General features: G+C 72.0%; 22 protein-coding genes. 13 read left to right on the top strand and 9 right to left on the bottom strand.

Annotated elements, in window-relative coordinates; genetic code table 11:
- The first annotated feature begins 104 nt into the window (after positions 1-104).
- Positions 105-680: a sigma-70 family RNA polymerase sigma factor gene (locus AB0N16_RS02750; protein WP_365792296.1), complete on the top strand. Its 576-nt coding sequence runs from the start codon at positions 105-107 to the stop codon at positions 678-680.
- Here AB0N16_RS02750 and meaB read toward each other — a convergent pair.
- The 4 genes from meaB to AB0N16_RS02730 all read right to left on the bottom strand — a co-directional run bounded on the left by meaB (position 668) and on the right by AB0N16_RS02730 (position 6,253).
- On the bottom strand, positions 668-1,666 hold the full coding sequence (gene meaB, locus AB0N16_RS02745; RefSeq protein WP_365792294.1) for a methylmalonyl Co-A mutase-associated GTPase MeaB: 999 nt from the start codon (positions 1,664-1,666) through the stop codon (positions 668-670). The genes AB0N16_RS02750 and meaB overlap by 13 nt on opposite strands.
- Positions 1,663-3,837 (bottom strand): methylmalonyl-CoA mutase, encoded by a 2,175-nt coding sequence (scpA, locus tag AB0N16_RS02740; protein ID WP_365792292.1) that lies wholly within the window; start codon positions 3,835-3,837, stop codon positions 1,663-1,665. Before scpA ends, meaB begins: the two co-directional genes overlap by 4 nt.
- Positions 3,837-5,642, bottom strand: a complete 1,806-nt coding sequence (locus AB0N16_RS02735; RefSeq protein ID WP_365792290.1) for a methylmalonyl-CoA mutase family protein — start codon at positions 5,640-5,642, stop codon at positions 3,837-3,839. The genes scpA and AB0N16_RS02735 overlap by 1 nt, the downstream gene beginning before the upstream one ends.
- A gap of 113 nt (positions 5,643-5,755) precedes the next feature.
- Positions 5,756-6,253: a MarR family transcriptional regulator gene (locus AB0N16_RS02730; RefSeq protein WP_365792288.1), complete on the bottom strand. Its 498-nt coding sequence runs from the start codon at positions 6,251-6,253 to the stop codon at positions 5,756-5,758.
- A gap of 102 nt (positions 6,254-6,355) precedes the next feature.
- Here AB0N16_RS02730 and AB0N16_RS02725 point away from each other — a divergent pair, with 102 nt between their 5' ends.
- Positions 6,356-6,871, top strand: a complete 516-nt coding sequence (locus tag AB0N16_RS02725; RefSeq protein WP_365792286.1) for a YceI family protein — start codon at positions 6,356-6,358, stop codon at positions 6,869-6,871.
- A gap of 205 nt (positions 6,872-7,076) precedes the next feature.
- Here AB0N16_RS02725 and AB0N16_RS02720 read toward each other — a convergent pair whose 3' ends face one another.
- Positions 7,077-8,792 (bottom strand): hypothetical protein, encoded by a 1,716-nt coding sequence (locus AB0N16_RS02720; RefSeq protein WP_365792772.1) that lies wholly within the window; start codon positions 8,790-8,792, stop codon positions 7,077-7,079.
- Positions 8,793-9,084: 292 nt separating this feature from the next.
- On the opposite strand from AB0N16_RS02720, the gene AB0N16_RS02715 reads away from it, so the two are divergent.
- The 4 genes from AB0N16_RS02715 (at position 9,085) to AB0N16_RS02700 (ending at position 11,965) form a co-directional block, all read left to right on the top strand.
- Positions 9,085-9,474, top strand: a complete 390-nt coding sequence (locus AB0N16_RS02715; protein WP_365792284.1) for a cell division protein SepF — start codon at positions 9,085-9,087, stop codon at positions 9,472-9,474.
- A gap of 393 nt (positions 9,475-9,867) precedes the next feature.
- Complete coding sequence (locus AB0N16_RS02710; protein WP_365792282.1) at positions 9,868-10,992, top strand: ATP-binding protein; 1,125 nt, start codon at positions 9,868-9,870, stop codon at positions 10,990-10,992.
- Positions 10,989-11,321: a nucleotide pyrophosphohydrolase gene (locus AB0N16_RS02705; RefSeq protein ID WP_365792280.1), complete on the top strand. Its 333-nt coding sequence runs from the start codon at positions 10,989-10,991 to the stop codon at positions 11,319-11,321. Before AB0N16_RS02710 ends, AB0N16_RS02705 begins: the two co-directional genes overlap by 4 nt.
- A gap of 185 nt (positions 11,322-11,506) precedes the next feature.
- Positions 11,507-11,965: a DUF6099 family protein gene (locus tag AB0N16_RS02700; protein ID WP_365792279.1), complete on the top strand. Its 459-nt coding sequence runs from the start codon at positions 11,507-11,509 to the stop codon at positions 11,963-11,965.
- A gap of 230 nt (positions 11,966-12,195) precedes the next feature.
- On the opposite strand, the gene AB0N16_RS02695 is transcribed toward AB0N16_RS02700, so the two are convergent.
- Entirely contained in the window at positions 12,196-12,354 is a 159-nt protein-coding gene (locus AB0N16_RS02695) for a hypothetical protein (protein ID WP_365792277.1), read from the bottom strand.
- Positions 12,355-12,595: 241 nt separating this feature from the next.
- On the opposite strand from AB0N16_RS02695, the gene AB0N16_RS02690 reads away from it, so the two are divergent.
- From AB0N16_RS02690 to pheA, 5 genes are all read left to right on the top strand, one after another.
- Entirely contained in the window at positions 12,596-13,519 is a 924-nt protein-coding gene (locus tag AB0N16_RS02690; protein WP_365792275.1) for an LLM class F420-dependent oxidoreductase, read from the top strand.
- Between the two features lie 651 nt (positions 13,520-14,170).
- Positions 14,171-16,927 carry a non-ribosomal peptide synthetase gene (locus AB0N16_RS02685; RefSeq protein ID WP_365792273.1) on the top strand — a complete coding sequence of 919 codons (2,757 nt, stop codon included), beginning with the start codon at positions 14,171-14,173 and terminating at the stop codon, positions 16,925-16,927.
- Between the two features lie 17 nt (positions 16,928-16,944).
- Positions 16,945-17,868 (top strand): NAD(P)-dependent oxidoreductase, encoded by a 924-nt coding sequence (locus tag AB0N16_RS02680; protein ID WP_365792271.1) that lies wholly within the window; start codon positions 16,945-16,947, stop codon positions 17,866-17,868.
- A 7-nt stretch (positions 17,869-17,875) separates the two neighbouring features.
- Positions 17,876-18,283: a nuclear transport factor 2 family protein gene (locus AB0N16_RS02675; protein ID WP_365792269.1), complete on the top strand. Its 408-nt coding sequence runs from the start codon at positions 17,876-17,878 to the stop codon at positions 18,281-18,283.
- Positions 18,284-18,301: 18 nt separating this feature from the next.
- Positions 18,302-19,153, top strand: coding sequence for a prephenate dehydratase (gene pheA, locus AB0N16_RS02670; protein WP_365792267.1), 852 nt, complete (start codon positions 18,302-18,304; stop codon positions 19,151-19,153).
- Here pheA and AB0N16_RS02665 read toward each other — a convergent pair.
- Complete coding sequence (locus AB0N16_RS02665; protein WP_365792265.1) at positions 19,126-20,067, bottom strand: LysR family transcriptional regulator; 942 nt, start codon at positions 20,065-20,067, stop codon at positions 19,126-19,128. The genes pheA and AB0N16_RS02665 overlap by 28 nt on opposite strands.
- A gap of 119 nt (positions 20,068-20,186) precedes the next feature.
- On the opposite strand from AB0N16_RS02665, the gene AB0N16_RS02660 reads away from it, so the two are divergent.
- Positions 20,187-20,858, top strand: a complete 672-nt coding sequence (locus tag AB0N16_RS02660) for an NAD(P)H-dependent oxidoreductase (protein ID WP_365792263.1) — start codon at positions 20,187-20,189, stop codon at positions 20,856-20,858.
- 6 nt (positions 20,859-20,864) lie between these two features.
- On the opposite strand, the gene AB0N16_RS02655 is transcribed toward AB0N16_RS02660, so the two are convergent.
- Both AB0N16_RS02655 and AB0N16_RS02650 read right to left on the bottom strand, forming a co-directional pair.
- Positions 20,865-22,184 (bottom strand): FAD-binding oxidoreductase, encoded by a 1,320-nt coding sequence (locus AB0N16_RS02655; protein WP_365792261.1) that lies wholly within the window; start codon positions 22,182-22,184, stop codon positions 20,865-20,867.
- Entirely contained in the window at positions 22,181-22,861 is a 681-nt protein-coding gene (locus AB0N16_RS02650; RefSeq protein WP_365792259.1) for a TetR family transcriptional regulator, read from the bottom strand. Before AB0N16_RS02650 ends, AB0N16_RS02655 begins: the two co-directional genes overlap by 4 nt.
- 53 nt (positions 22,862-22,914) lie before the next feature.
- On the opposite strand from AB0N16_RS02650, the gene AB0N16_RS02645 reads away from it, so the two are divergent.
- Entirely contained in the window at positions 22,915-23,679 is a 765-nt protein-coding gene (locus AB0N16_RS02645) for an SDR family oxidoreductase (RefSeq protein WP_365792257.1), read from the top strand.
- Positions 23,680-23,687 lie beyond the last annotated feature (8 nt).

Below are 23,687 nucleotides of genomic sequence, written 5' to 3'. Positions count from 1 at the left end.
TTCCGGGGCGCCCCCGCGCGCCCGGACGAACACGGCGGCCGTACGCCCGTGCACGCCCCGCAGGGCCGGCCGTCTCCCCCTCACCTTTCTCACAAGGACACCGAGTGATCACTTCCGTCCTGCCCGCACGCCCCGCGCCGCACGAGAAACGCGACGAGTCGATCACGGCCTGGGCGCTCGCCGCCCGTTCCGGAGACACGGCCGCCGTGGACGCGTTCGTCCGGGCCCTCCACCGCGACGTGCTGCGGTACGTCGCCCATCTGTGCGCCGACCCGCAGGCGGTCGACGACCTCGCCCAGGACACGTTCCTGCGCGCGCTGGGCAGCCTGCACCGTTTCGAGGGCCGCTGCTCGGCCCGGTCCTGGCTGCTGTCGATCGCCCGCCGGGCGGTCGTGGACAGCCACCGCTACGCCGCCGCCCGGCCGCGCCCCGCGGACGTCCCCGACTGGCAGCTCGCCGTCGAGCGGGCCCAGCCGTCCGGGCTGCCCGGCTTCGACGACGGGGTCGCACTGCTCGATCTGCTGGCGGCGCTGCCCGACGAGCGGCGGGAGGCGTTCGTCCTCACCCAGCTCGTCGGGCTGCCGTACGCGGAGGCCGCCGAGGTCAGCGACTGCCCCGTGGGCACGGTCCGGTCCCGGGTGGCCCGGGCGCGCGAGGCGCTCCAGGATCAGCTGGTCTGAGGCGCGTCGGGGGAGTCTCCGAACGCCTTCAGGATCCGCTCGGCCGCCAGCGTCGCCGTCAACGTGCCGTCCCTGACCTGCCGTTCGAGGTCGGGGGCGGCCGCACGGACCGCCGGATGGGCGGACAGCCGGCCGAGCAGCTCGTCCCGCACCATCGACCAGGTCCAGCCCACCTGCTGCTCCCGGCGTTTCTCGGCGAGCCGCCCGGTGGAGTCGAGCAGCGCCCGGTGCTGTTCAAGGCGCTCCCAGACGACATCCAACCCCGTCGACTCACGGGCGCTGCAACTCAGCACCGGCGGCGTCCAGAACGCGTCCCTGCCGTGCATCAGCCGCAGCGCACCCGCCAGCTCCCGTGCCGCGGACCGCGCGTCACGTTCGTGCGGGCCGTCCGCCTTGTTGACGGCGATGACGTCGGCCAGCTCCAGGACGCCCTTCTTGATGCCCTGGAGCTGATCGCCGGTGCGGGCCAGGCTGAGCAGCAGGAAGGAGTCGACCATGTCGGCGACCGCGGTCTCGGACTGCCCGACGCCGACGGTCTCCACCAGGATCACGTCGTACCCGGCGGCCTCCATGACCACCATCGACTCCCGGGTGGCCTTCGCGACCCCGCCGAGGGTGCCCGCGCTGGGGGACGGGCGGACGAAGGCGTTCGGGTCGACCGACAGCCGTTCCATCCGCGTCTTGTCGCCGAGGATCGAGCCTCCGGTCCGGGTGGACGACGGGTCCACGGCGAGCACGGCGACCCGGTGGCCGAGCCCCGTCAATATGGTCCCGAACGCGTCGATGAACGTCGACTTGCCCACGCCCGGCACCCCGCTGATGCCGATCCGCCGCGCCCGGCCGCTGTGCGGGAGCAGCTCGGTGAGCAACTCCTGTGCCAGCACCCGGTGTTGTGGCCGGGTGGACTCGACGAGAGTGATCGCGCGGGCGATGACTGCGCGCTTCTGGTCGAGTACACCCTTCACATAGGCGTCGACCTCGATCACAGGTCGTGCCCGAGATCCGCCGACAGCCGCTTCACCAGGTCGTAGGCCGCGTCCGGGATCACCGTCCCGGGCGGGAACACGGCCGTGGCGCCCATCTCCAGGAGGGTCGGCACGTCCTGCGGCGGGATGACCCCGCCGACCACGATCATGATGTCCGCCCGTCCCTCCTCGGCGAGCTTCTCGCGCAGCGCCGGTACGAGGGTGAGGTGACCGGCCGCCAGCGAGGACACGCCGACCACGTGGACGTCCGCCTCCACCGCCTGGCGGGCGACCTCCTCCGGGGTCTGGAACAGCGGGCCGACGTCGACGTCGAAGCCGAGGTCGGCGAAGGCGGTCGCGATCACCTTCTGGCCGCGGTCGTGGCCGTCCTGGCCCATCTTGGCGACCAGGATGCGCGGGCGGCGCCCCTCGGCCTCGTCGAAGGCGTCGACCAGAGCCCGGGTGCGGTCCACGTTCGGGGACTCGCCGGCTTCGTTGCGGTACACACCGGAGATCGTACGGATCTGGCTCGCGTGCCGGCCGTACACCTTCTCCAGGGCGTCGGAGATCTCGCCGACGGTCGCCTTGGCGCGGGCCGCGTTCACCGCCAGCTCCAGCAGGTTGCCCTCGCCGTCGGCCGCCCGGGTCAGCGCGTCGAGCGCGGCCCGGCACTCGACGTCGTCCCGCTCCGCGCGCAGCCGCCGCAGCTTCTCGATCTGCTGGGCGCGCACCGAGGAGTTGTCGACCTTGAGGACCTCGATCTGCTCGTCGCTGTCCACCCGGTACTTGTTGACGCCGATCACCGGCTGCCGCCCGGAGTCGATCCGGGCCTGCGTCCGCGCGGCCGCCTCCTCCACACGCAGCTTCGGGATACCGGCGTCGATGGCCTGCGCCATACCGCCGGCCTGCTCGACCTCCTGGATGTGCGCCCAGGCCTTGCGCGCGAGGTCGTACGTCAGCCGCTCCACGTAGGCGCTGCCGCCCCACGGGTCGATGACCCGGGTCGTGCCCGACTCCTGCTGGATGAGCAGCTGGGTGTTGCGGGCGATGCGCGCCGAGAAGTCGGTCGGGAGCGCGAGCGCCTCGTCCAGGGCGTTGGTGTGCAGCGACTGGGTGTGGCCCTGGGTCGCCGCCATCGCCTCCACGGCCGTACGCGTGACGTTGTTGAAGACGTCCTGCGCGGTCAGCGACCAGCCCGAGGTCTGCGAATGGGTGCGCAGGGACAGGGACTTGGTGTTCTGCGGCTCGAACTGCGAGACCAGCTTCGCCCACAGCAGCCGGGCCGCGCGCAGCTTGGCGATCTCCATGAAGAAGTTCATGCCGATCGCCCAGAAGAAAGAGAGCCGGGGCGCGAACGCGTCCACGTCCAGGCCGGCTTCGCGTCCCGCCCGGATGTACTCGACGCCGTCCGCCAGCGTGTACGCCAGCTCCAGGTCGGCCGTGGCACCGGCTTCCTGGATGTGGTAGCCGGAGATGGAGATCGAGTTGTAGCGGGGCATCCGCTGCGAGGTGAAGGCGAAGATGTCGGAGATGATCCGCATCGACGGCTTCGGCGGATAGATGTAGGTGTTGCGGACCATGAACTCCTTGAGGATGTCGTTCTGGATGGTCCCGGCCAGCTTCTCGGGCGGTACGCCCTGTTCCTCCGCCGCCACGATGTAGAGCGCCAGCACGGGGAGCACCGCGCCGTTCATCGTCATCGACACGGTCATCTTGTCCAACGGGATGCCGTCGAACAGCTGGCGCATGTCGTAGATCGAGTCGATGGCCACGCCCGCCATGCCGACGTCGCCGGTCACCCGCGGGTGGTCGCTGTCGTACCCCCGGTGGGTGGGCAGGTCGAAGGCGACCGACAGGCCCTTCTGGCCGGCCGCGAGGTTGCGCCGGTAGAACGCGTTGGACTCCTCGGCGGTGGAGAAGCCCGCGTACTGGCGGATGGTCCAGGGCTGGTTGACGTACATCGTCGGGTAGGGGCCGCGCAGATACGGCGCGATGCCCGGGTACGTCCCCAGGAAGTCCAGGCCCTCCAGGTCACGGCCGGTGTAGAGCGGCTTGACCGCGATGCCCTCCGGGGTCTCCCACACCGGGGCCTCGCCGCCGGTGGCGTGCTTGACGGCCGTACGCCACTCCGCGTCACCGCCCTCGGCGACGGGGGTCCCCAGCTCGATGCCGGAGAAGTCGGGGATTCCCATCAGGACACTCCCATGCGGTCAAGGGTCTGGGACAGCACGGCCACGGCGTCGCAGCCCGCGAAGACGTACGCGTCGACGCCGGCGTACTCGCCCCGGCCCGCGAGGAACACGTGCCCGGCACCGGCCGCCTTCAGCGACCGGGCGGTCGGCTCGGCCTGTTCGGCGTAGAGCGCGTCGCTGGAGCAGAGCACCGCCTCGGTGGCGCCGCTCTCCTCGAAGCTGCCCTCGGTGACGGTTTCGATGCCGCCGGCCTGGAAGAGATTGGCGGCGAAACCGGCGCGGGCGGTGTGGGCGGCGGCCGGGCCGATCGTCGCCAGGTAGATCCGGGGGCGGGCGCCGGTCGCCGCGAGGTGCGCGTCCGAGCGGGCGCGCAGCTCCTCGTACGCCTCGTCACGGCGCACCCGGGGGAGCCCGCCGGACGGCGGCTCGGGGGCGGGTTCGCGCACCGGCGGCTTCTCGGTCAGGAGCGGGAACTCGCTGACACCGGTGATGGGTTCGCGGCGCCTGGCGAGCTTCTTGGAGCGCTCCGCCCAGGTCGTCGCGAGGTCCGTGCGCAGCCGGCCGGAGCGCAGCACGGCCGCCTGGCCGCCGTCCCGCTCGATCGACCGGAAGAACTCCCAGCCCGCGTGGGCGAGTTCGTCGGTGAGCCGCTCCACGTACCAGGAGCCGCCCGCCGGGTCGATGACCCGGGCCAGGTGCGACTCCTCGACCAGGATCGTCGAGGTGTTGCGGGCGATGCGGCGGGCGAACGCGTCCGGCAGGCCGAGTGCGTGGTCGAACGGCAGCACGGTGACCGCGTCGGCGCCGCCCACCCCGGCGGCGAGCGTGGCGACCGTGGTGCGCAGCATGTTCACCCACGGGTCGCGGCGGCTCATCATCACCGGCGAGGTGACCGCGTGCTGCACCTGGGCGCCCGCGTCGGCCGCCCCGCTGACCTCGGCGACCCGCGCCCACAGCCGGCGCGCGGCGCGCAGCTTGGCGATCGTCAGGAACTGGTCGGCGGTCGCCGCGTACCGGAACTCCAGCTGCCCGAGGGCCTGTTCGACGCCGAGGCCGGCCTCGGTCAGCTCCCGGAGGTAGGCCACCCCGGTGGCCAGGGAGGCGCCCAGCTCCTGCCCGGCCGAGCCGCCCGCCTCGTGGTACGGCAGCGCGTCCACGGTCAGTGCGCGCAGCCCCGGGAACTCGTCGGCGCACCGTCGCGCCAGCCCGGCGGCCGGGGCGAAGTCCAGGGACTCACCGGTACGCGCCTCGAACCCCAGCGGGTCGGCGCCCAGGTTGCCGCGTACCGCCTTGGGATCGACGCCCTTCTCCTCGTACAGCCGGAACAGCTCGGCGGCCGCCTCCTCCACCTCGCGGCCGGCGTCGAGGACGACCGGGGCCAGGTCGAGGTAGACGCCGTCGAGGGCGCGGGCGAGGCCGGACACCGGGATGCCGCCCTGGCCGACCAGCAGCCAGAGCGAGGTGACGCCGTTCTCCAGGTCGGTCAGGACCGCGCCGTCAGGGGCCGCCGCGTGCCGCTGCCTTATGTCCCAGCCGCCCCCGGTGGCGCCCTCGGGCCGGCCGCCGCGCACATACGGCGCGAAGCCGGGCAGGCCGGGGGCGGGCGCCGTGTCGCGCGCGGTGTAGAGGGGACGGGTGCGCAGCCCGTCCTCCAGCGTCGTGGACAGAGCGTCCTCAGCGGCCTCGCCCGAGACTTCCCTGCCCGACTTGCGCAGCACACCCGCCACGAGGTGTTGCCACTGCTCGTGTGTCGCGTCAGGGAACTCGGCGGCCAGTGAGAGCCCGTCGTCAGGCAGGACCGTCATGCTCGGATGCTAGGGCAGAGCGTCAGAAGCGCACGGGTGACGGGGCTGTGACCTTGCCCTCTTCGTGGTTGTGACCTGAGCCTCCCGCAGGTGAAGTGACCGGATTCGTGCGGTCAGTGCTGGTCCTCCGCGAGCTCCGGCATCAGCGCGCACAGGGCCTCGCGCTGCTCCGGTCCGATGACATGGGCGAACGCCTGCCCGACCGTCTCGGCGAGGGTGGCGGAGGCGTCCCTGAGGAGGCCCCGGGCCTTGTCGGTGAGGGCGACCTCGATGCCCCGCTTGTCGTCGCAGACGGCCTTGCGGGTGACCAGGCCGGCGTGCTGGAGGCAGGCGATCTGGTAAGTGAGACGGGTCTTGGGGCGGCCCAGCAGCGCGGCGATCCGGGTCATCCGCAGGCCCTCGCGCGGCTGCTCGGCCAGCAGGCACAGGATCAGGAACTCGTCGTGCGAGACGTCCAGCGTCCCCTTCACGACCGACCGCAGCCGCTGCTCCACCGCCCCCGTCGCGGCCAGCAGCAGCATCCAGGCGCGCAACTCGTCCGGGAGCAGCCCGCCGCCCGCGTGGGACGGGCATTCGGGCAGCTCTGCGGGGTGTTCCTGGGCGGCGGCCATGGCATCGAGTCTACCTGTTGTCCAAATTTGGATATTGGGCTAGCGTGCAGCCGTAGCGCAGTCATCCAAATTTGAACCATCAATCTCGATCGGAGCACGGCCATGACCGTCACCGTGGAAACCGGCCTCTGGCAGCTCGACCCGACCGCCTCCACCGTCGCCGTCCGGCACAAGTCGGTGTGGGGCCTGGTCACCGTCAAGGGCACCTTCACGGGCGTCACCGGCAGGGGCGAGGTGGCCGCCGACGGCACTGCCACCGGCGCGCTGGTGATCGACGCGGCCTCCCTGGACACCAAGAACAAGAAGCGGGACGACCACCTGCGCTCGGCCGACTTCTTCGACGTCGCGAACCACCCGGAGATCACCTTCGCGGTACGCGGTGCCGAGCGGCAGGCGGGTGACGTGGTGCGCGTCGACGGTCAGCTGACCGTCCGCGGCATCAGCAGGCCGCAGCAGGTCACCGCGAAGCTGGTCTCGGCCGACGCCGGCGGCCTGACGCTGGAGGCGGAGTTCGCGGTGGTGCGCGAGGAGTTCGGGGTCACCTTCAACCAGATGCGCATGATGGGCGGCCCGACCACGGTGACCGCCACCCTCCGCTTCACCCGCACGGCGGCCTGACCGGCCCCTCCGTGTCCCGGGGGGTGTCGCGTGGGCCGCTGGTGGTGCTGTGACCGGAGAGGTTCACCGGCTCGCGACGTCCGGCACGGCACCTCGCCGCGTTGTCGCACCACCCGAGTACATCCAGTACGCGGGTGATGCTCCGCCTTGCGATGCACCGCATCGGACGCCGCGAGCTTCCCGGCAAACCTTTCCGGTCACAGCACTAGCCGACCGTCCCGCGCAGCTTGACGTCCTGGCTGGACAACGTCTGCGGATCCGCGGTGAAGGCGCGCAGCCGGATCCGGGTGCTCGGCTTGGCCGGGATGCCGAACCGGCCGTTCGGCGGCCGGAGTTCGACGCTCGCCGTGCCGTGCCCGGGAATCGTCGCCGGACCCCGCACCAGCAGCCAGTACCTGCTCATGCCCTGGCCGGTGGTGAGCGTGTAGTGCGGGGTGAGCGGGGCGCTCCCCGTGTTCACCACCTTCAGCGTCATCGCCCGGACCACCGCGGCCGATCGCTCGGACCGGCGCAGGGCGGTGATCTCCATCCGCAGCGGCGGCCTGCCGGACACCGCGAGGGCCGCGCTCACCAGCGCCGGGACGAACAGCAGGACGACCGTCGCGACCAGGACGGGCCGGCGGCGGGGGCCGGTCAGGAAGGCCGGGCGCGGCTGCCAGGCGCGCTCGAACTCCGACAGGGGCGCGGTGACGGCGGCCGCCAGCCACAGCGGGGTCATCAGCAGGTAGTAGCCGTCCTGGGAACGGGTCGCCAGGAAGAAGGCGAGCCAGGGCAGCACGGTCGCGACCGGGCCGAGGCGCCGTACGAACAACACGAACAGGGCGAGCAGGGCCGCCGCGAGCAGCATGCTGGCGTGCGAGTACCAGGCGATGCGGTCGCTGCCGTCCGTGAAGTACAGCGTGACGTCCACCAGGCCCTGGCCGTGCAGCACGGCGCCCTGGGTCAGCGGCAGCGCGATCCCGCCCAGCCAGCGGCCGGACTCGGACACGATGAAGTACGTGTTGATCAGCAGCCACACGGTGACGGCGACACCGACGATCCGCAGGACCAGCAGCGCGGCGGCCCGACCGCCCAGCTCCCCGCGCCGCACCGCGTAGATCCCGGCCAGCAGGAACGGCGTGACGAACCACGTCAGTTGCTGCGCCGCGCACGCGGCACCCAGACACGCCGCCCGGGCGATGCCGGCCGCGCCCAGCCGGCCGCCCGCGCCGATCCGCGGCCAGCGCACCACCACCGGGATCAGCAGGGCCAGACCGATGACCGCCGGGTAGCCGACCCGGGCGTACGTCGACAGGAAACCGAACCCCAGGCAGGCCAGTGTCGCCGCGGACCGCCACGGCACCGGGAGCATCCGCCACAGGGTGACCGTGCCGGCGATCAGCGCACCCGTGCACACCGCGGTCGCCGGGGCGCCGGAGTGGCCCAGCCACAGCAACGGGACGGCGAGCAGCGGGGCCAGTGGGGGATAGCCGTACGTGTAGTCGTAGCCGCCGCCTATCGTCGGCGTGACGGCGATGCCGGTGCCGTTGAACAGCCAGGGCCAGGGCTGGCCGTAGACGGCGTGACCGGCGACGAGTTCCCTGGCGGCCTGGGTGGTGAGGACGCCCTCGTCGCCGCCGTTGTGGTTCAGCGCCCAGGCGCACAGGGCGAGGGTCACCGCCGTGACCAGGACCAGCAGGTCGAGGCGGGCCAGCGACCGGGTCCTGCGGACGGTCAGCGTCAGTACGCCGGTCACCAGGATCGAGGCGTAGCAGACCGAGATCAGGGCCGCCAGGACCAGGTGGTGCGTGGCCGCCTGCGTCCACACCGACCGGGTGCCGATGAACAGGCCGATGTCGGCGAGAAGGGTCAGGACGCGGTGCCAGGGGGCGGGGGCTCCGGGACCTTCGGGATCTCGGGGATCCTCCGGGGCGGCGGACACCGCCGACTGTGTCCGCCGGTCGGGTGTCACCTGCTGTGTTTCTGCCAAGTGCACGCACCGGACGCTAATCCCGGGTGGTGAGCGGGGCGCCGCAGGACGAGAAGAGTCCGGTGTGAGGGCGGTAAGAACCCCCCAATGCGCGGCAATCGCCCTAATAGTGACAAGAGCGCTTGTTCCACGCATGAGTGCCCACAGTCGTGCGCGCTTCGTGTCGCTGTTGGGCCGAACGGGTGGCTTGGCGTAAGAATTGGCTGGTGCAGGCAACGAGTGCGAGTCAGGTCAGGGGGAGCCGGTGAGCCGTTACGACGTCACCGATGAACAGTGGGAGGGGCTCGCCCAGGTCGTGCCGCTGCGGGGCCGTGACGCGTGGCCGTCGGCGGTGGACCACCGGTCGCTGCCGGACGCGGAGACCGAGACGCGGCGCCGATTCGTCGTGCTGCGGGTGAACGTCTTCGCCGACGCGCGTGAGGTGGCCGAGACACTGATGGCGGGGATACCGGTGCTGCTCGACCTGACCGGTGCGGAGACGGAGACCGCCAAGCGCGTCCTCGACTTCAGCACGGGCGTGGTCTTCGGCCTGGCCAGCGGGATGCACCGGGTGGACCGCAACGTCTTCCTCCTCACCCCGCCCGGCACGGAGGTCAGCGGACTGATGGAGGGCGCGGGCGTCTCGGGCGGCTGAGGCCCCCGTCCCCTGCCGCCGGGCCTCTTCGGCGGAGGGGGTGGCGGCCGGCGCGGCCTGCTTGGCGGGAAGAGGTGGCGGCCGGCGCGGCCTGCTTGGCGGAGGGTGCGGTGCGGGTCTGCGGGTCTGTTGGGTCTGCGGGTCGGTGGCCGGTGCGTCAGTCGTGGGGTAGGTGCGCCCTCGTCCCTCGATCGTAGGAAGGTCCCGACGGCGGAACGGTTCGCCGGTCACCCGGAGCCCTACGGTCCGCATATGCCCGTGTCCTCCGCCTTGCCCGCGTCCCGCCCCTCTCCGTCCGCCGGTTCCGCCCCAGGCGATACGGCGACGCCACGTGAAGCCGCGCTACCACCGGCACCACCGGCACCACAGAGCGCCCCGACGGCCCCCGTGGCCATGCCCCGGCGCGACCCGCGCCCCCGGGTCACCGAGCTTCGGCTCTCCGCCTTCGCGCGGCATCGTGGGGCGAGTTTTCCGTTCGGGCGGGTCACGCTTCTCGCTGGGCCCAGCGGCAGTGGGAAGTCCGCTGTGCTCGCGGCCTACGAGGCGCTGGCGCGGCTGGGGGGCGGGGCCTCGGTCGCCGAGGTGTTTCCCGATCCCGTCGCGCTGGTGCCAGAGCGGGCGCGGCCCGACGCACAGCGACGGCGGGGGTTTCGCATCGGATGTACGGCCGACGGTGCCGAAGGGCCCGTACGGCTCGATCTCGCCGTGCAGGCCGAGCCCGAACTCCGGATCGTGGGCGAGCGGTTGACCGCCGGCGGCCTCGTGCTGCTGGAGACCGCCCTGCGCGACCCGGGGCGCCGGGCCGTGCAGGCCGCCTGGCACACGGCGGGCAGCTCCCCGGTGACCCGGGCCCCGCTGCCCGACGACCTGCTCGGTACCGCCCTGCTGCCGCTGCGCGTCGCCGGGAAGACCGACGGCCAGCGCCAAGTCCTCGCCGCCGCCGAGCAGATGGTCGTCGCCCTGCGGTCCGTGTTCGCCTGCGACCCGCGCCCCGAGGGCATGCGCACCTCCGTCCTCACCGGCTCGGGGCGGCTGCTGCGCGGTTGCGACAACCTCGCCGACGTCCTGTGGCGCACCCGTTCCGAATGCGGTCGCCGGCACGGACTGCTCGTCGACGCGGTACGCACCGGCTGCGCCGGCCCCGTGACCGACCTGCTCGCCGAGTCGCTCGGCGACGGCACGGTGCGGGCGCTGCTCGACCGCGGCGACGGCCACCGCTCGGAGCTGGCGCGGCTCGGCGACGGCGAACTGCGTTACCTCGCCCTCGCCCTGGTCCTCTTCACCGGCCCCGGCGTCCTGGAGGTCGACGCACCCGGCGAGGTCCCCGACGCCATGCGCAGCCTCACCGTCCTCGCCGACGGCTTCGACCGCTGCCTCGACCCCCGCCAGCGCGCCGAACTCCTGCGCACCGCCTTCCTGATGGGCGAGCGCGGCCACATCCGCTTCGTCGGCGCGGTGAGCGACGCGGCCTGGGCCGCCGAAGCCGGGCCGATCACAGTGGTACACCTCGACGCGTGACCGACGAAGAGCCCCTCGACGTGGCGAAGCTCCAGCACCGGCTGGCCGAGTTCGCCGCCGCCCGCGACTGGCGGCAGTACCACACGCCCAAGAACCTGGTGGCCGCCCTCAGCGTGGAGGCCTCCGAACTGGTCGAGATCTTACAGTGGTTGACCCCGGAGGAGTCCGCCCGGGTGATGGACGACCCCGACACCGCCCACCGGGTCACGGACGAGGTCGCCGACGTCCTGTCGTATCTGCTCCAGCTCTGCGGGGTCCTGGACATCGACCCGCTGGCGGCGCTGGACGCGAAGATCGAGCGCAACGAGAAGCGGTTCCCGCCCGCCTGACGGAAGGACATGGAGTCGGTTCGGTACTCCGGTGTAACGCTCGGTAGCCAAAACCCCGCCCGAATCCGAATTGTTGTCCACAGATTTCCCTCTTCCCCTGGTCCTACGTCTCACATGCCCTCACTCTGGGTAGTGAACTACTGAGTGCTGCAAGGCAGTTCGGACCGACGGGGACGGGGCGACGGATGGACGCGATGCGGCTCATCATGGCGAGCAGACAGGCGCTGGCGAGCGGTGCGGGCGTACCGGAGATGATGACCGAGGTGTGGCAGGCACAGGCTCTTGCCCAGGCGATCGGGAGCCGGCTGGCGGTGTCCGGCCCGCCCGAACTGCGCGGCGAGGCCCTCGGCCTGACCGAGCTGGCGGGCCGGGGGTGCGGGATCCTGGGCGCCCCTGACCTGGATCCCGGCACCCTGCGTGCCGCCCAGCTCACCGAACTGGACGACGCCCGTGCCACGCTTCTCTCCCTCGGCGGCCTCCTTGCCGAGGTCGGCATCACGCTGGTCGGCCTGGCCAGCGCCGCCGCCGACGAGGCGACGTACTGGCAGTGCATGGAGGCCATCGACGCGGCCGACGAGTCCCGCGACCGCGTCCTGGAGATGCTGCGCAAACTGGCGGCACGAGAGGAAGTCCGCGACGGCTAGTGCGGTGACCGGAAAGGCTTGCCGGAAGCTCGCGGCGTCAGGTGCGTGCTCTGGGGGTCCCCCCGGCCGGAGACCGGGGGAGTGCCGGGCGTAGGCCCTTGTACTGGACGTACTTGGGTCTGCGCCCGGTGCGGCGAGTGGGGGCACCTCCCACGCCCTCAAGGCAGTGGGGGAGCGTGCATGGCGTCGCGAGGCAGACGGGAATGGTCAGACAGGCCCTAGGGGGGTCCCTAGCTCAGGTCGGCCTCTTCCTTGGGGGTCCGCTGCAGATCCGCGTCCAGCGCGGAGAGGTCCGCGTTCAAAGCCGCCATGAGTTCCTCCATCTGCTGGAGCAGCCCCTTCGGCTGACCGGCGGGGCCACCCTGCTGTGGAACGGACTCTTCGGACAAGACGGCCTCCTCGGCCCCCCGGCCCGCCGCCGGCGGGCCACACCTGACGCGCGGCGGCGGAGACCGTCCGGCGCGGGTACCGGACGGCCCGGCTCCCCCCACCCAACGATCACCGAAGAGGCCGGTCACTGGCCCGTATCGCCCCGCGCCCCGCCGTTGACGATATTCACCCCGGGCGGGGACGCGCGGGACGGCCGATGCCAATGCGGTTGACGGGACCGCGGCCGTGCAGGATGGACGTATGGACCTTCGCATCTTCACCGAGCCCCAGCAGGGCGCGAGCTACGACACCCTCCTCACCGTCGCCAAGGCGACCGAGGACCTCGGCTTCGACGCCTTCTTTCGCTCGGATCATTACCTCAAGATGGGCGACGTGGACGGCCTGCCCGGCCCCACCGACGCCTGGATCACGCTCGCCGGCCTCGCCCGCGAGACCAAGCGGATCCGCCTCGGCACCCTCATGACCGCAGGAACCTTCCGGCTGCCCGGCGTGCTCGCCATCCAGGTCGCCCAGGTCGACCAGATGTCCGGCGGCCGCGTGGAACTCGGCCTGGGCGCGGGCTGGTTCGAGGAGGAGCACAAGGCGTACGGCATCCCCTTCCCGAAGGAGAAGTTCGGCCGTCTGGAGGAGCAGCTGGCGATCGTCACCGGGCTGTGGGAGACCAAGGTCGGCGAGACCTTCGACTTCCACGGCACGTACTACGACCTGACCGACTCGCCCGCGCTGCCCAAGCCCGCCCAGGCGCGGATCCCGGTGCTGATCGGCGGCCACGGTGCCACCCGGACCCCGAAGCTGACCGCCCGGTACGCCGACGAGTTCAACATGCCGTTCGCCTCGGTCGAGGACAGCGAGACGCAGTTCGGCCGGGTGCGCGCCGCCGTGGAGGCGGCCGGCCGCAAGGCTGACGACCTGACGTACTCCAACGCCCTCGTGGTCTGCGTCGGCAAGGACGACCAGGAGGTCGCCCGCCGCGCCGCCGCGATCGGCCGCGAGGTCGACGAGCTGAAGACCAACGGTCTGGCCGGCACCCCGGCCGAGGTCGTCGAGAAGCTCGGCCGCTACGCGGAGATCGGCTCGCAGCGCTTCTACCTCCAGATCCTCGACCTGTCCGACCTGGACCACCTGGAGCTGATCTCCGCCCAGGTGCAGTCGCAGCTGTCGTAACCCTCCCGGCCTCCCGCCCCCGACCCTTACCGGGCCGGGGGCGGTTGCATTCCGGCGCCGTCGCCATTTCTGACGTCGACCGTAAGAAAAAATTGCACCCGCCCAATTCCGGGCCTTCCGGGCCGAAATGCCGAGGAGTGGGCGGTGGAATTTTGGGAGCGAGTCGCCGTTGCCGTACTTTCCCTGCTCCCACCGGCTTTTTACATTCTCGTTTCCTGGGGGCCTTTGACAATCCGGTGTGCCGGTTCCTATTCTCGGCGGGTATTCAGAGCTCCGGCGCCGTGGCTCTCGGTACTGACCTGGTCGGTGGGGGACGATGTACAGGTACTTGCTCCATCGGTGTTCCGGAATGCTCGATTTCTGTTTCCGAGGTTCCTCCGTGCTGCCCTGCAGAACTCTCTGAGTCTGGGCGCGCGCTTCCGGTGTGGTTTCCCGGAGTTTTTCCTGCCCGGATTCCCCGGCTGACCTGCGCGGTTTCCATAGTTGAACGGTGTGTTGTACGGCCCTGCCCGGCGCACCGTACGCCATTCGATCCGCCGTACCGCCACGGCGCACCCGGCCACTATCCGTGGCCGCCGCCCGCCCTGGCCGCCACCCGTCCACGGCCACCGCACCTCGGCCATCGACGCGACAGGAAGAGAAGGCATCGCCATGACCACAGCCGTATCGACCAGACGGACCATCGTGGACCTCCTGCGCGACGCCGCCCGGAACCACGCCACATCCGGGCTGCGCTACCCCCGGACCGCGAACGATCCCGACGCACCCTTCCAGACCTATCCCGAACTCCTCGACGCGGCCCGTTCCGTGCTCGGCGGCCTGCGTGGCCGCGGGCTCACCGCCGGGGACAAGGCCGTACTGCTCCTGGAGCGGCCGAAGGATTTCCTCGCCGCGTTCTGGGCCTGCCAGCTGGGCGGCTTCGCGCCCTGCCCGATGGCCGCGCTCGGCGGCGACCCGGAGCGCTGGGCCGCCCAGCTCGCCCATGTCGACTCGCTCCTCGACCACCCGCTGATCGTCACCAGCGAGACCCTCGCCGCCGAACTCCCGCACACCGAGGGCCTGTCGGTCGTCGCACTGGACGAGCTGTACGCCGAGCCCGCCGACGCCTTCCACGAGGCCGACCCGAAGGACACCGCCGTCCTGGTGCTGACCTCCGGCTCCACCGGCAACTCCAAGGCCGTGATGCTCTCGCACGGCAATCTGCTCGCCTCCATGGCCGGCAAGAACGGCTACCACCGGCTGACGGCCGCGGACACCACCCTCAACTGGGTCTCCTTCGACCATGTCGCCGCCCTGCTGGAGTGCCACATGCTGCCGCTGTACGCGGGCAGCACCCAGCTGCACGTCGAGGCACCCGTCGTCCTCCAGGAGCCGCTCAACTTCCTGCGGCTCATATCGGGTTTCGGCGTCACCATGACCTTCACCCCCAACTTCCTGCTGGGGCTGATCAACCCGCAGGCCGACCGGCTCGACGAGGAGGACGGCGCGGACCTCGACCTGTCCCGGCTGCGGCACATCATCAGCGGCGGCGAGGCCGTCGTCCGCACCACCGGCGAGAGCTTCCTCAGCCGCTTCGCCCCCTACGGCCTGCGCCCCGACGCCCTCTGGCCCGCCTTCGGCATGTCCGAGACCTGCGCCGGCAGCATCTACTCCGTCGAGTTCCCGGCCGCCGACCAGGGGCAGGAGTTCGCCAACCTGGGCCGGCCCGTCGAGGGGCTGCGCATCCGGATCGCCGACGAGGAGGACCACCACGAGCTGGCCGCGGGCGAGGTGGGCGAGCTCCAGCTCAACGGTCCGATGATCACCGCCGGTTACCACAACAACGAGCAGGCCACCCGGGACGCCTTCACCCCCGACGGCTGGTTCCGCAGCGGCGACCTCGGCCGCCTCGACGACGGCCGCCTCACCCTCGTCGGGCGCAGCAAGGACAGCATCATCGTCAACGGCGTCAACTACTTCAGCCACGACATCGAGTCGGTCCTCGAAGGCCTCGACGACGTGGCCCGCTCCTACGTCGCCGCCTTCCCGACCCGCGCCCCCGGCAGCGACACCGAGCAGTTGGTCATCGCCTTCCACCCGGAGTGCGCCGACGGCGACGAACTCGCCCTGTACCGGGTGCTGACCGCCGTCCGCAGCAGCGTCGTGATGCACTGGGGCTTCCGGCCCGCCCTCATCCTGCCGCTGCCCGCGGACGCCTTCCCCAAGACCAGCCTCGGCAAGATCCAGCGCTCACTCATGCGCAAGCGCCTGGAGGCGGGCGCGTACGACGAGATCCGGGCCGCCGTCGACGACCTGGTGCTGCGCCGGCTCGGCGGCTACAACGCGCCCGAGGGCGACACCGAGACGGTCCTCGCCGGCATCTACGCCGAGATGTTCGACACCGACCCGAAGAAGCTGAGCGCCACCGCCAACTTCTTCGACCTCGGCGGCACCTCGCTGGACATCCTGCGGCTGCGCTCCCTGGTCGCCCAGCGTCTCGGCGCCGCCGACCTGCAGATCATCACCGTGCTGCGGGCCCCGACCGTCCGCGCCCTCGCCGCCCACCTCGACGGCACCGCGAGCGGCGAGCAGGAGTACGACCCGATCGTGCCCATGCAGGTCAACGGCGACAAGACCCCGCTGTTCTGCGTCCACCCCGGCGTCGGGGAGGTCCTCGTCTTCGTCAACCTCGCCAAGTACTTCGTCGGCGACCGGCCCTTCTACGCCCTGCGCGCCCGCGGCTTCAACCCCGGCGAGACCCCCTTCGAGAGCTTCGCCGAGATGGTCGACACGTACGTACGGGCGATCCGTGAACGGCAGCCGCACGGCCCGTACGCCGTGGCCGGGTACTCCTACGGCGGTGCCGTCGCCTTCGAGATCGCCAAGGTGCTCCAGGAACAGGGCGAACGCGTCGACTTCGTCGGCAGCTTCAACCTGCCCCCGCACATCAAGTACCGCATGGAGGAGCTCGACTTCGTCGAGACCGCCGCCAACCTCGCCTTCTTCCTGGAACTGATCGACAAGAAGCAGTCCCTCGAACTCCCGGAGAAGCTGCGGCACCTGGCGAGGGACGAGCAGCTGGCGTACTTCATCGACCACGCGCCCGAGGGCCGGCTCGCCGAACTCGACCTGACCTTCGATAAGTTCCGGGCCTGGGCGGAACTCGCCGACGGCCTCACCAACCTGGGCCGCAGCTACGCGCCCGGCGGCAAGGTCCGTTCGATGAGCGTCTTCTACGCCATCCCGCTGCGCGGCACCAAGGAGGACTGGCTCGCCAACGAACTGCGCCGCTGGGACGAGCACACCACGGAGGAGAACCGCTACATCGACGTACCCGGCGAGCACTACACCCTGATGGGCCCGCAGCACGTGGCCACCTTCCAGTCCATCCTCCGCAAGGAACTCGACCGCGCCCTCGGCGACGCCTGATCACACGGGAGAAATCAGTGAACGGCAAGAAGATCCTGGTCACCGGCGCCACCGGACAGGTCGCCGGACCGGTGGCCAAGGCCCTGGCCCAGGACAACGAGGTGTGGGCGCTCGGCCGCTTCGGCACCCCCGGCGCCGAGGACGACCTCATCCGGCAGGGCATCCGCACCTTCCGCTGGGACATGGACGACACGAGCGACGGCTCCCTCAAGGGCCTGCCGGAGGACTTCACCCATGTCTTCCACTCGGCGGTGCGGCGCGGCGAGGACGGCGACTTCAACGCGGCCGTCGAGGTCAACTCGGTCGCCGCGGGACGCCTGATGACCCACTGCCGTACCGCCGAGGCGTTCCTGTACGTGTCGACGGGCGCCCTCTACGCCCGCCAGACCCTCGACCACAAGTACACCGAGACCGACCCGCTGGACGGCAAGGCCGACTGGCTGCCCGCCTACCCCGTGGTCAAGATCGCCGCCGAGGGCACGGTCCGCGCCTTCGCCCGCACCCTCGGCCTGCCCACCGTCATCGCCCGCCTCAACATCGCCTACGGACCCGGCGGTTACGGCGGCGTCCCGATGCTCTACTTCAAGCGGATGCTCGCCGGCGAGCCCATCCCGGTCCCCGTCGAGGGCCAGAACTGGTGCTCCCTGCTGTACACCGACGACCTCGTCGAGCAGGTCCCGCACCTGTGGAACGCGGCCAGCGTGCCGGTGACCCTGACCAACTGGGGCGGCGACGAGTCGGTGGGCATCACCGACTGCGTCCGGTACCTGGAGGAGCTGACCGGGGTCGAGGCCAACCTCGTGCCGAGCGAGGTCACCCGGGAGACCTACCAGTTCGACCCGACCCTGCGCCGCTCGATCACCGGCCCGTGCCGGGTGCCCTGGCGCGAGGGCATCCGACGGACCGTGGCCGCGCTGTATCCCGAGTACCTCAAGGACTGAGACGGACATGACCGAGAACACCACCGATCCACTGGCCCCGATCCACGCCGCCTACGCGGCCTTCGCCGCCCGGGACGTGGGGGCGCTGCTCGAAGTCTTCGACCCGGACATCGAGTGGGTGCACCCCGACGGCATGGCGAAGTACGGCCTCGGCGGCACCAAGCACGGGCACGCCGGCGTCAGGGATTTCCTGGCGCACGTGCCGACCGTGCTGGGCGGGATGCGGCTGCACCCCGAGGAGTTCGTCCGCGAGGGGAACCGGGTGGTCGTCTTCGGCCACCGGGACGTCGTCTCCCTGTCCGGCCACACCGAGACGCTGCCGTTCACGCACTCCTGGGTGCTGCGCGACGGGCGTGCGGTGCGGATGGAGGACATCTTCGACTCCGTCGCCCTTCACCGCGTCATCGAGAGCTGAGAGAGCCGGCGGCCCGCGATGACCTACGCCTATCTCGGCCCCGAGGGGACCTTCACCCAGACCGCCGTACGCCGGCTGCTGTCGGTGGTCCCCCCGGGCCGGCGGGGCCCGCACCGCCCGTTCCCCACCGTCCCGGCCGCCCTGGAGGCGGCCCGGCGGGGGGAGGTCGAGGCGGCCGTGGTGCCCCTGGAGAACTCGGTGCGCGGGGTGGTACCCGCCACCATGGACCAGCTGGCCGCGGCGGACATGCACATCAACGCCGAGGTCGAGGTGCCCGTGCGGTTCGCGCTGATGGCCCCCGAGGGCACCGGCCCGGCGGACGTCACCGAGGTGCTCAGCCATCCGCACGCGCTCGGCCAGTGCGAGGACTGGCTGCGCGCCCACCTGCCGGCGGCCCGTACCCGGACGGCCGCGTCCACCGCCGCCGCCGCCCAGGAGGTCGCCCGGACCGACATCCCCGGCCGGGCGGCCGTCGCGGCCCCGGCCGCCGCCGAGCTGTACGGGCTGCGGATCCTCGCCGCCGGCCTCGGCCGGGAGGCGGGCGCGGTCACCCGCTTCGTGTCGGTGGCACCCCGCTGGCACCACCCGGCCCGCACCGCGCGCGAACGCACCTCGCTACTGCTGGCCCTGGGCGAGGGCGGCCCGGTGCTGCTCCCCGACGTCCTGCAGGCCTTCCGCGCCCGCGCGGTCGACCTGTCCTGGATCCAGTCCTGGCCCACCGGGGAGGGCCTCGGCCGCTACCACGTGTTCCTCGACGTCGACGCGCACATCGACAGCAGACGGCTGCGACTGGCCATGGCGGACGTCGAGGCGCTGGACGTGGAGGTGCGCTTCCTGGGCAGCTACCCCCGCTGGTCCGCGGCTTCCTGATGTCGTGTCAGCTCGGCCGTGGCCTCCCGCACGGCCGGCAGCAGCGCCGCCACCTGCGGGCTGCGCACGGCGCCCTCGCGCACCACGAGGGTGATACGGCGGATCAGTTCGGGGCCGTCCGGCGTCACCCGGGCGACCGGAAGTCCCGGCCGGGTCGGCACCAGGTCGGGCACCAGCGCCACGCCCCAGCCCAGCGAGACCAGCCCGAACACGGCCTGCATGTCCCCGATGTCGGAGACGATGTCGGGCACGAAGCCGGCCCCGGCGCAGGCGTGCAGGGCCAGCCGGCCGAGCCGTGAGGTCCGGTCGAGCAGCCAGGGCACCTCGGCGAACTCCTCCAGTGGGCGGGGGAGTCCGCCCTGGGCCAGCGGATGGCCGGGGGCGATGATCAGCCGGATGCGGTCGCTGAGCACCTCCTCCTCGTACAACCCGGGCACCCGGGGCTCGGGCACCTGCGGGTAGCCGGCGGCCAGCACGGCGTCGAGGCGGCCGAGCCGCACGGTCTGCCGCCCCTCGTCCGGGGCCACCCCGTGCAGCGTGATGCGCAGCTGCGGATGCTCCTCGCGCAGTCGGTTCAGCGCCGGCACCAGCAGCGCGGGCCCCTCGTGCAGCGGGACGCCCACCCGCAACTCGCCGCCGATCTCCCCGTCCCGGTCCAGCAACTGGACCTCGGCCGCCTCCAGTTGGCTCACGATCTTGTCCGTGTGTGCCACCAGCAGCCGGCCGGCCGGGGTGAGCTCGGCCCGCTTGCTGCCCCGGTCCAGCAACGCGGTACCGGTCTCCGACTCCAGGGCGGACAGCTGCTGGGAGACCGCGGAACGGGTGTAGTTGAGGGCCTGCGCGGCCGCGGCGATGGAGCCCCGGGCGCCGACCTCACGGAGCAGAACCAGTTTCCGTACGTCCAGCACCGTCATCCTCGCTAACGCTTCCGGTTACGAACTGCCACGGCAGATTACGGGACAGCAGCCCCGGCCGGACTTTCAATGGATCGCGGACCGACATGAACGACCCGATCAGACAGGGGTTTTCCGCCATGCCCACACTGCTTCACCTCGACTCCAGCCCGCGCGTGGGCTCGGTATCCCGCCAGATCTCGGGCGAGTTCGCCGAGGCCTGGCGCAAGGCCAACCCCGAGGGCAGCTACATCTACCGCGACCTGGCCGCCGGCCCGGTGCCGCACGTCGACCACGCGCAGATCGAGGTGATGCACCGCCTGGAGACGGAGGGCGTACGCGACCTCGCCGCGGCCCGCGAGGCGGCCACCACGCCCGAGGAGCAGGCCAGTTGGGCGATCACCTGGCCGCTGATCGAGGAGCTCCTCGCCGCCGACACCATCCTGCTCGGCGTGCCGATGTACAACTTCTCGGTGCCGTCGACCTTCAAGGCGTGGTTCGACCGCGTCCTGATCGCCCCGCTGATCGCCGATCCGGCCACCGGCGAGGGCCCGCTGTCCGGCAAGAAGGTCGTGGTGGCCTCGGCGCGCGGCGGCGCCTACGGCCCCGGCACGCCCCGCCAGGACTTCGACCACCAGGAGCCGTACCTGAAGTCCGCCCTCGGCATGGTCGGCCTCGCGGCCGACCTCACCTTCCTGCACGCCGAGCTGACCAAGTCGGCGCACGTGCCCCGGCTCGCCCAGTTCCAGGAGCTGGCCGCGGCGTCGTACCAGAAGGCGATGGAGGGCGCCCGCACCCACGGCGCGTCCTGAACCCCGCTACCTCAGCGGGAAGTTGCGGTCGAAGACGTTCTCCGGGTCGTACCGGTCCTTCAGGGCGCGCAGCCGGGTCAGGGCCGGCTCGGGGAACGCCTCCGCCAGCACGTCCGGGGTGCGCCGGGTGTCGAAGCTGAGGTACATGCCGTTCAGGTGCGGGGCCAGCCGCGCCCAGTGGGAGTCGAGCTCCCGCTCCAGTTCGGGGACGGTCGCGGCGAGCAGCGAGAAGTTCTGGGTGCGGTGGGCGTAGGCGGTGGCCGCCGGATCCACGTCGTTGACCGCCCCGCCCACCGAACGGAACTGCTCCATCAGGACCTGCCCCGAACCCAGGGCGTCCGCGACCGCCCGCGCCGCGTCCGCGGTGAGGTGGTCCAGCAGCCCGGAGCGGGTGGCGCTGAGCTGCTGCTGCCCGTGGTGCGCGGCGCCACTCACCGGCACCAGCGCCGGATACGGCGCCAGCACCGCCCGCTGCTGGAGCAGCGGGCCGATCCCGAGCAGCGGCGTCAACGCCCGCTCGGCGGCCCCGTGTTCCGCGCTCCCCGCGTACACCGCGGCCACATGGGCCAGATGCGGGCGGCCCGGGCCGCCGGGCATGAACGTCAGAAAGCTGGTCAGCTCGCGCGGCGCCGCCTCCAGCGCCGCACCCCACGCCTCGATCAGTGCCGCGGCGTCCACCGCGTCGAAGACGAGGTTGGCGAAGACCACTTCTCCCGTCTCGTACGCCTCCAGCTCCACGGCGGTGACGACGCCGAAGTTCCCGCCCGCCCCGCGCACGGCCCAGAACAGGTCGGGCTCCAGCTCGGCGTCGGTCCGCACCGACCTGCCGTCGGCCAGGACGAGTTCGACCGCCGTCACATGGTCGACGGTCAGCCCGTGCAGTCGCGCGAACCAGCCCATGCCGCCGGCCGTGACCAGCCCACCCACGCCCACGTCACCGGTGTCGCCGGAACTGACGGCGAGCCCGTGCGACGCCAGGACCTGCGCCACCCGCCCCCAGCGGGCGCCCGCCCCGACCCGGATCCGCCGCCGGGCCCGGTCCAGGACGCGTACCTCGTCGAGGCGGGACATGTCGACGACGACACCGCCGTCGTTGGTGGAGCGGCCGCTGATGCCGTGTCCGCCGCTGCGCACCGAGACCACCGAGCCCAGCGAGCGCGCGTACTCCAGCGCCTCGGCGGTCTGCCCGGCGTCCTCGGGCAGCAGCACGGCGGCGGGGGCGCCGCGGTGCACATAGCAGTGCCGCAACCGCTCGTACCGCGCGTCGTTCGGTACGACGATCCGCCCGGCCAGGGACGGCGGGACCGGCGGCAGGGTGGACGTCATGACGGGGAGTTCCCTTCTTCGGCTTCGGCTTCGGCTTCGGGTACGGCTTCCGCTTCGGCTTCGGGTACGGCTGGGGCTTCGTCGAGCGGCTCCAGTGCGCAGCGCAGGGCCCGCGCCAGGTAGCGCACCAGCCGCTCCGGCGCCATCTCGGCCACCGGCCCGCTGCGCAGCACGTACCGGCTGAAGGCGACCCCGATGAGGTGCGCGCCGAGCAGGTCGATGCGCTCGTCGGCGTCGGGCCCGGTCAGCACCGTGCGGTAGGCCTCCGTACTGCTCTGCCGCATCGCCGTGTACAGGGCGGTCGCCGCGCTCTCGTCGGAGGCGGCGCTGCGGATCAGCGCCAGGAACGGATCGGCGCCGTCGGCGTGCTCCATGCGTTCGACGAACGCCCGCGCGATCCGGTCCGGCAGGGTGCCGGGCGGTCCGGGCACCAGCTCCGGCAGGTCCCGGGTGCCGGGCACTGCGGCCAGGAACAGCCGCTCCTTCGACCCGAAGTGCCGCATCACCAGGCCGTGGGTGACCCCGGCCCGGCCCGCGATCTCCCGGATCGTGGCCCGCGCGTATCCCCGCTCGGCGAACGCGGCGCGCGCCGCTTCGAGGATCGCCTCGCGATGCGCCTCGGGCGCCCGCACCCGCTTCCGGGCGGGCGGCTTGCTGCTGGACGTCGTGGTGGTCACGAGCCCTAATGTACATCTGGTCATTAGTGGCCTCCGAGGCTACGCTCGGGCAGATGACCAGTCGTTCAGCGGGGTCCGAAGAGCCGTATCTGCGCGGCCGCAGCGTTCTCGTCGTCGGCGCGACCGGCGGCATCGGGGAGGGCGTGACACGGGCGCTGCTCGCGCTCGGCGCCACCGTGGTCGGGGCCGGCCGGGACCCGGACCGGCTGGGCGCCCTCGCCGACTACGCGGGCGGCATCGGCCCCGGCACCCTGCGCACCCACCTCGTCGACGTGTCGAACCCCGACAGCGCCGCCGTACGCGCACAACTCGCCGAACGTTACGGCCAGTTCGACGGAGCCGTGCTCACCGTCGGCAACTGGGGGCCGCCCGGGCGCACCAGCCTGCTCGAGGTGTCCGACGAGGTCTGGGACGCCATGATCGCCGACAACCTCACCAGCCACTTCCGGGCGCTGCGGGCCATCACCCCGCTGCTCGACCCCGAGGGCGCCCTCGTCCACCTCACCGGCTTCAGCGCCGAGATCCCCTACCCGGGCAACGCGCTCGTCGGCGCCACCAACGCCGCCAAGAAGTCCCTGTTGCGCACCCTGACCGCCGAACTGGGCGGCAAGGGCCCACGCATCCACGAACTCGTCATCGGCCCGATCCGCACCCGCCCCCGCGCGGCCATGGGCGCGGACAGCCCGAGCTGGCTCGGCGCCGAGGACCTCGGCCGGCACGCCGGGGAACTCGTCGCCGGGCGCGGCCCGTGGAGCACCGAACCACTGCAGTACCTGCTCGACCGGGCGTCCGGCGTGCTCACCGAGCTGCCCCGGTGACCGAAGCC

The sequence above is a fragment of the Streptomyces sp. NPDC051105 genome (assembly GCF_040682795.1).
In the GTDB taxonomy this organism is placed as follows: Bacteria; Actinomycetota; Actinomycetes; order Streptomycetales; family Streptomycetaceae; genus Streptomyces.
The sequence above is the reverse complement of the archived record's forward strand: the minus strand, read 5'-3'. Positions and strand labels throughout refer to the sequence as shown.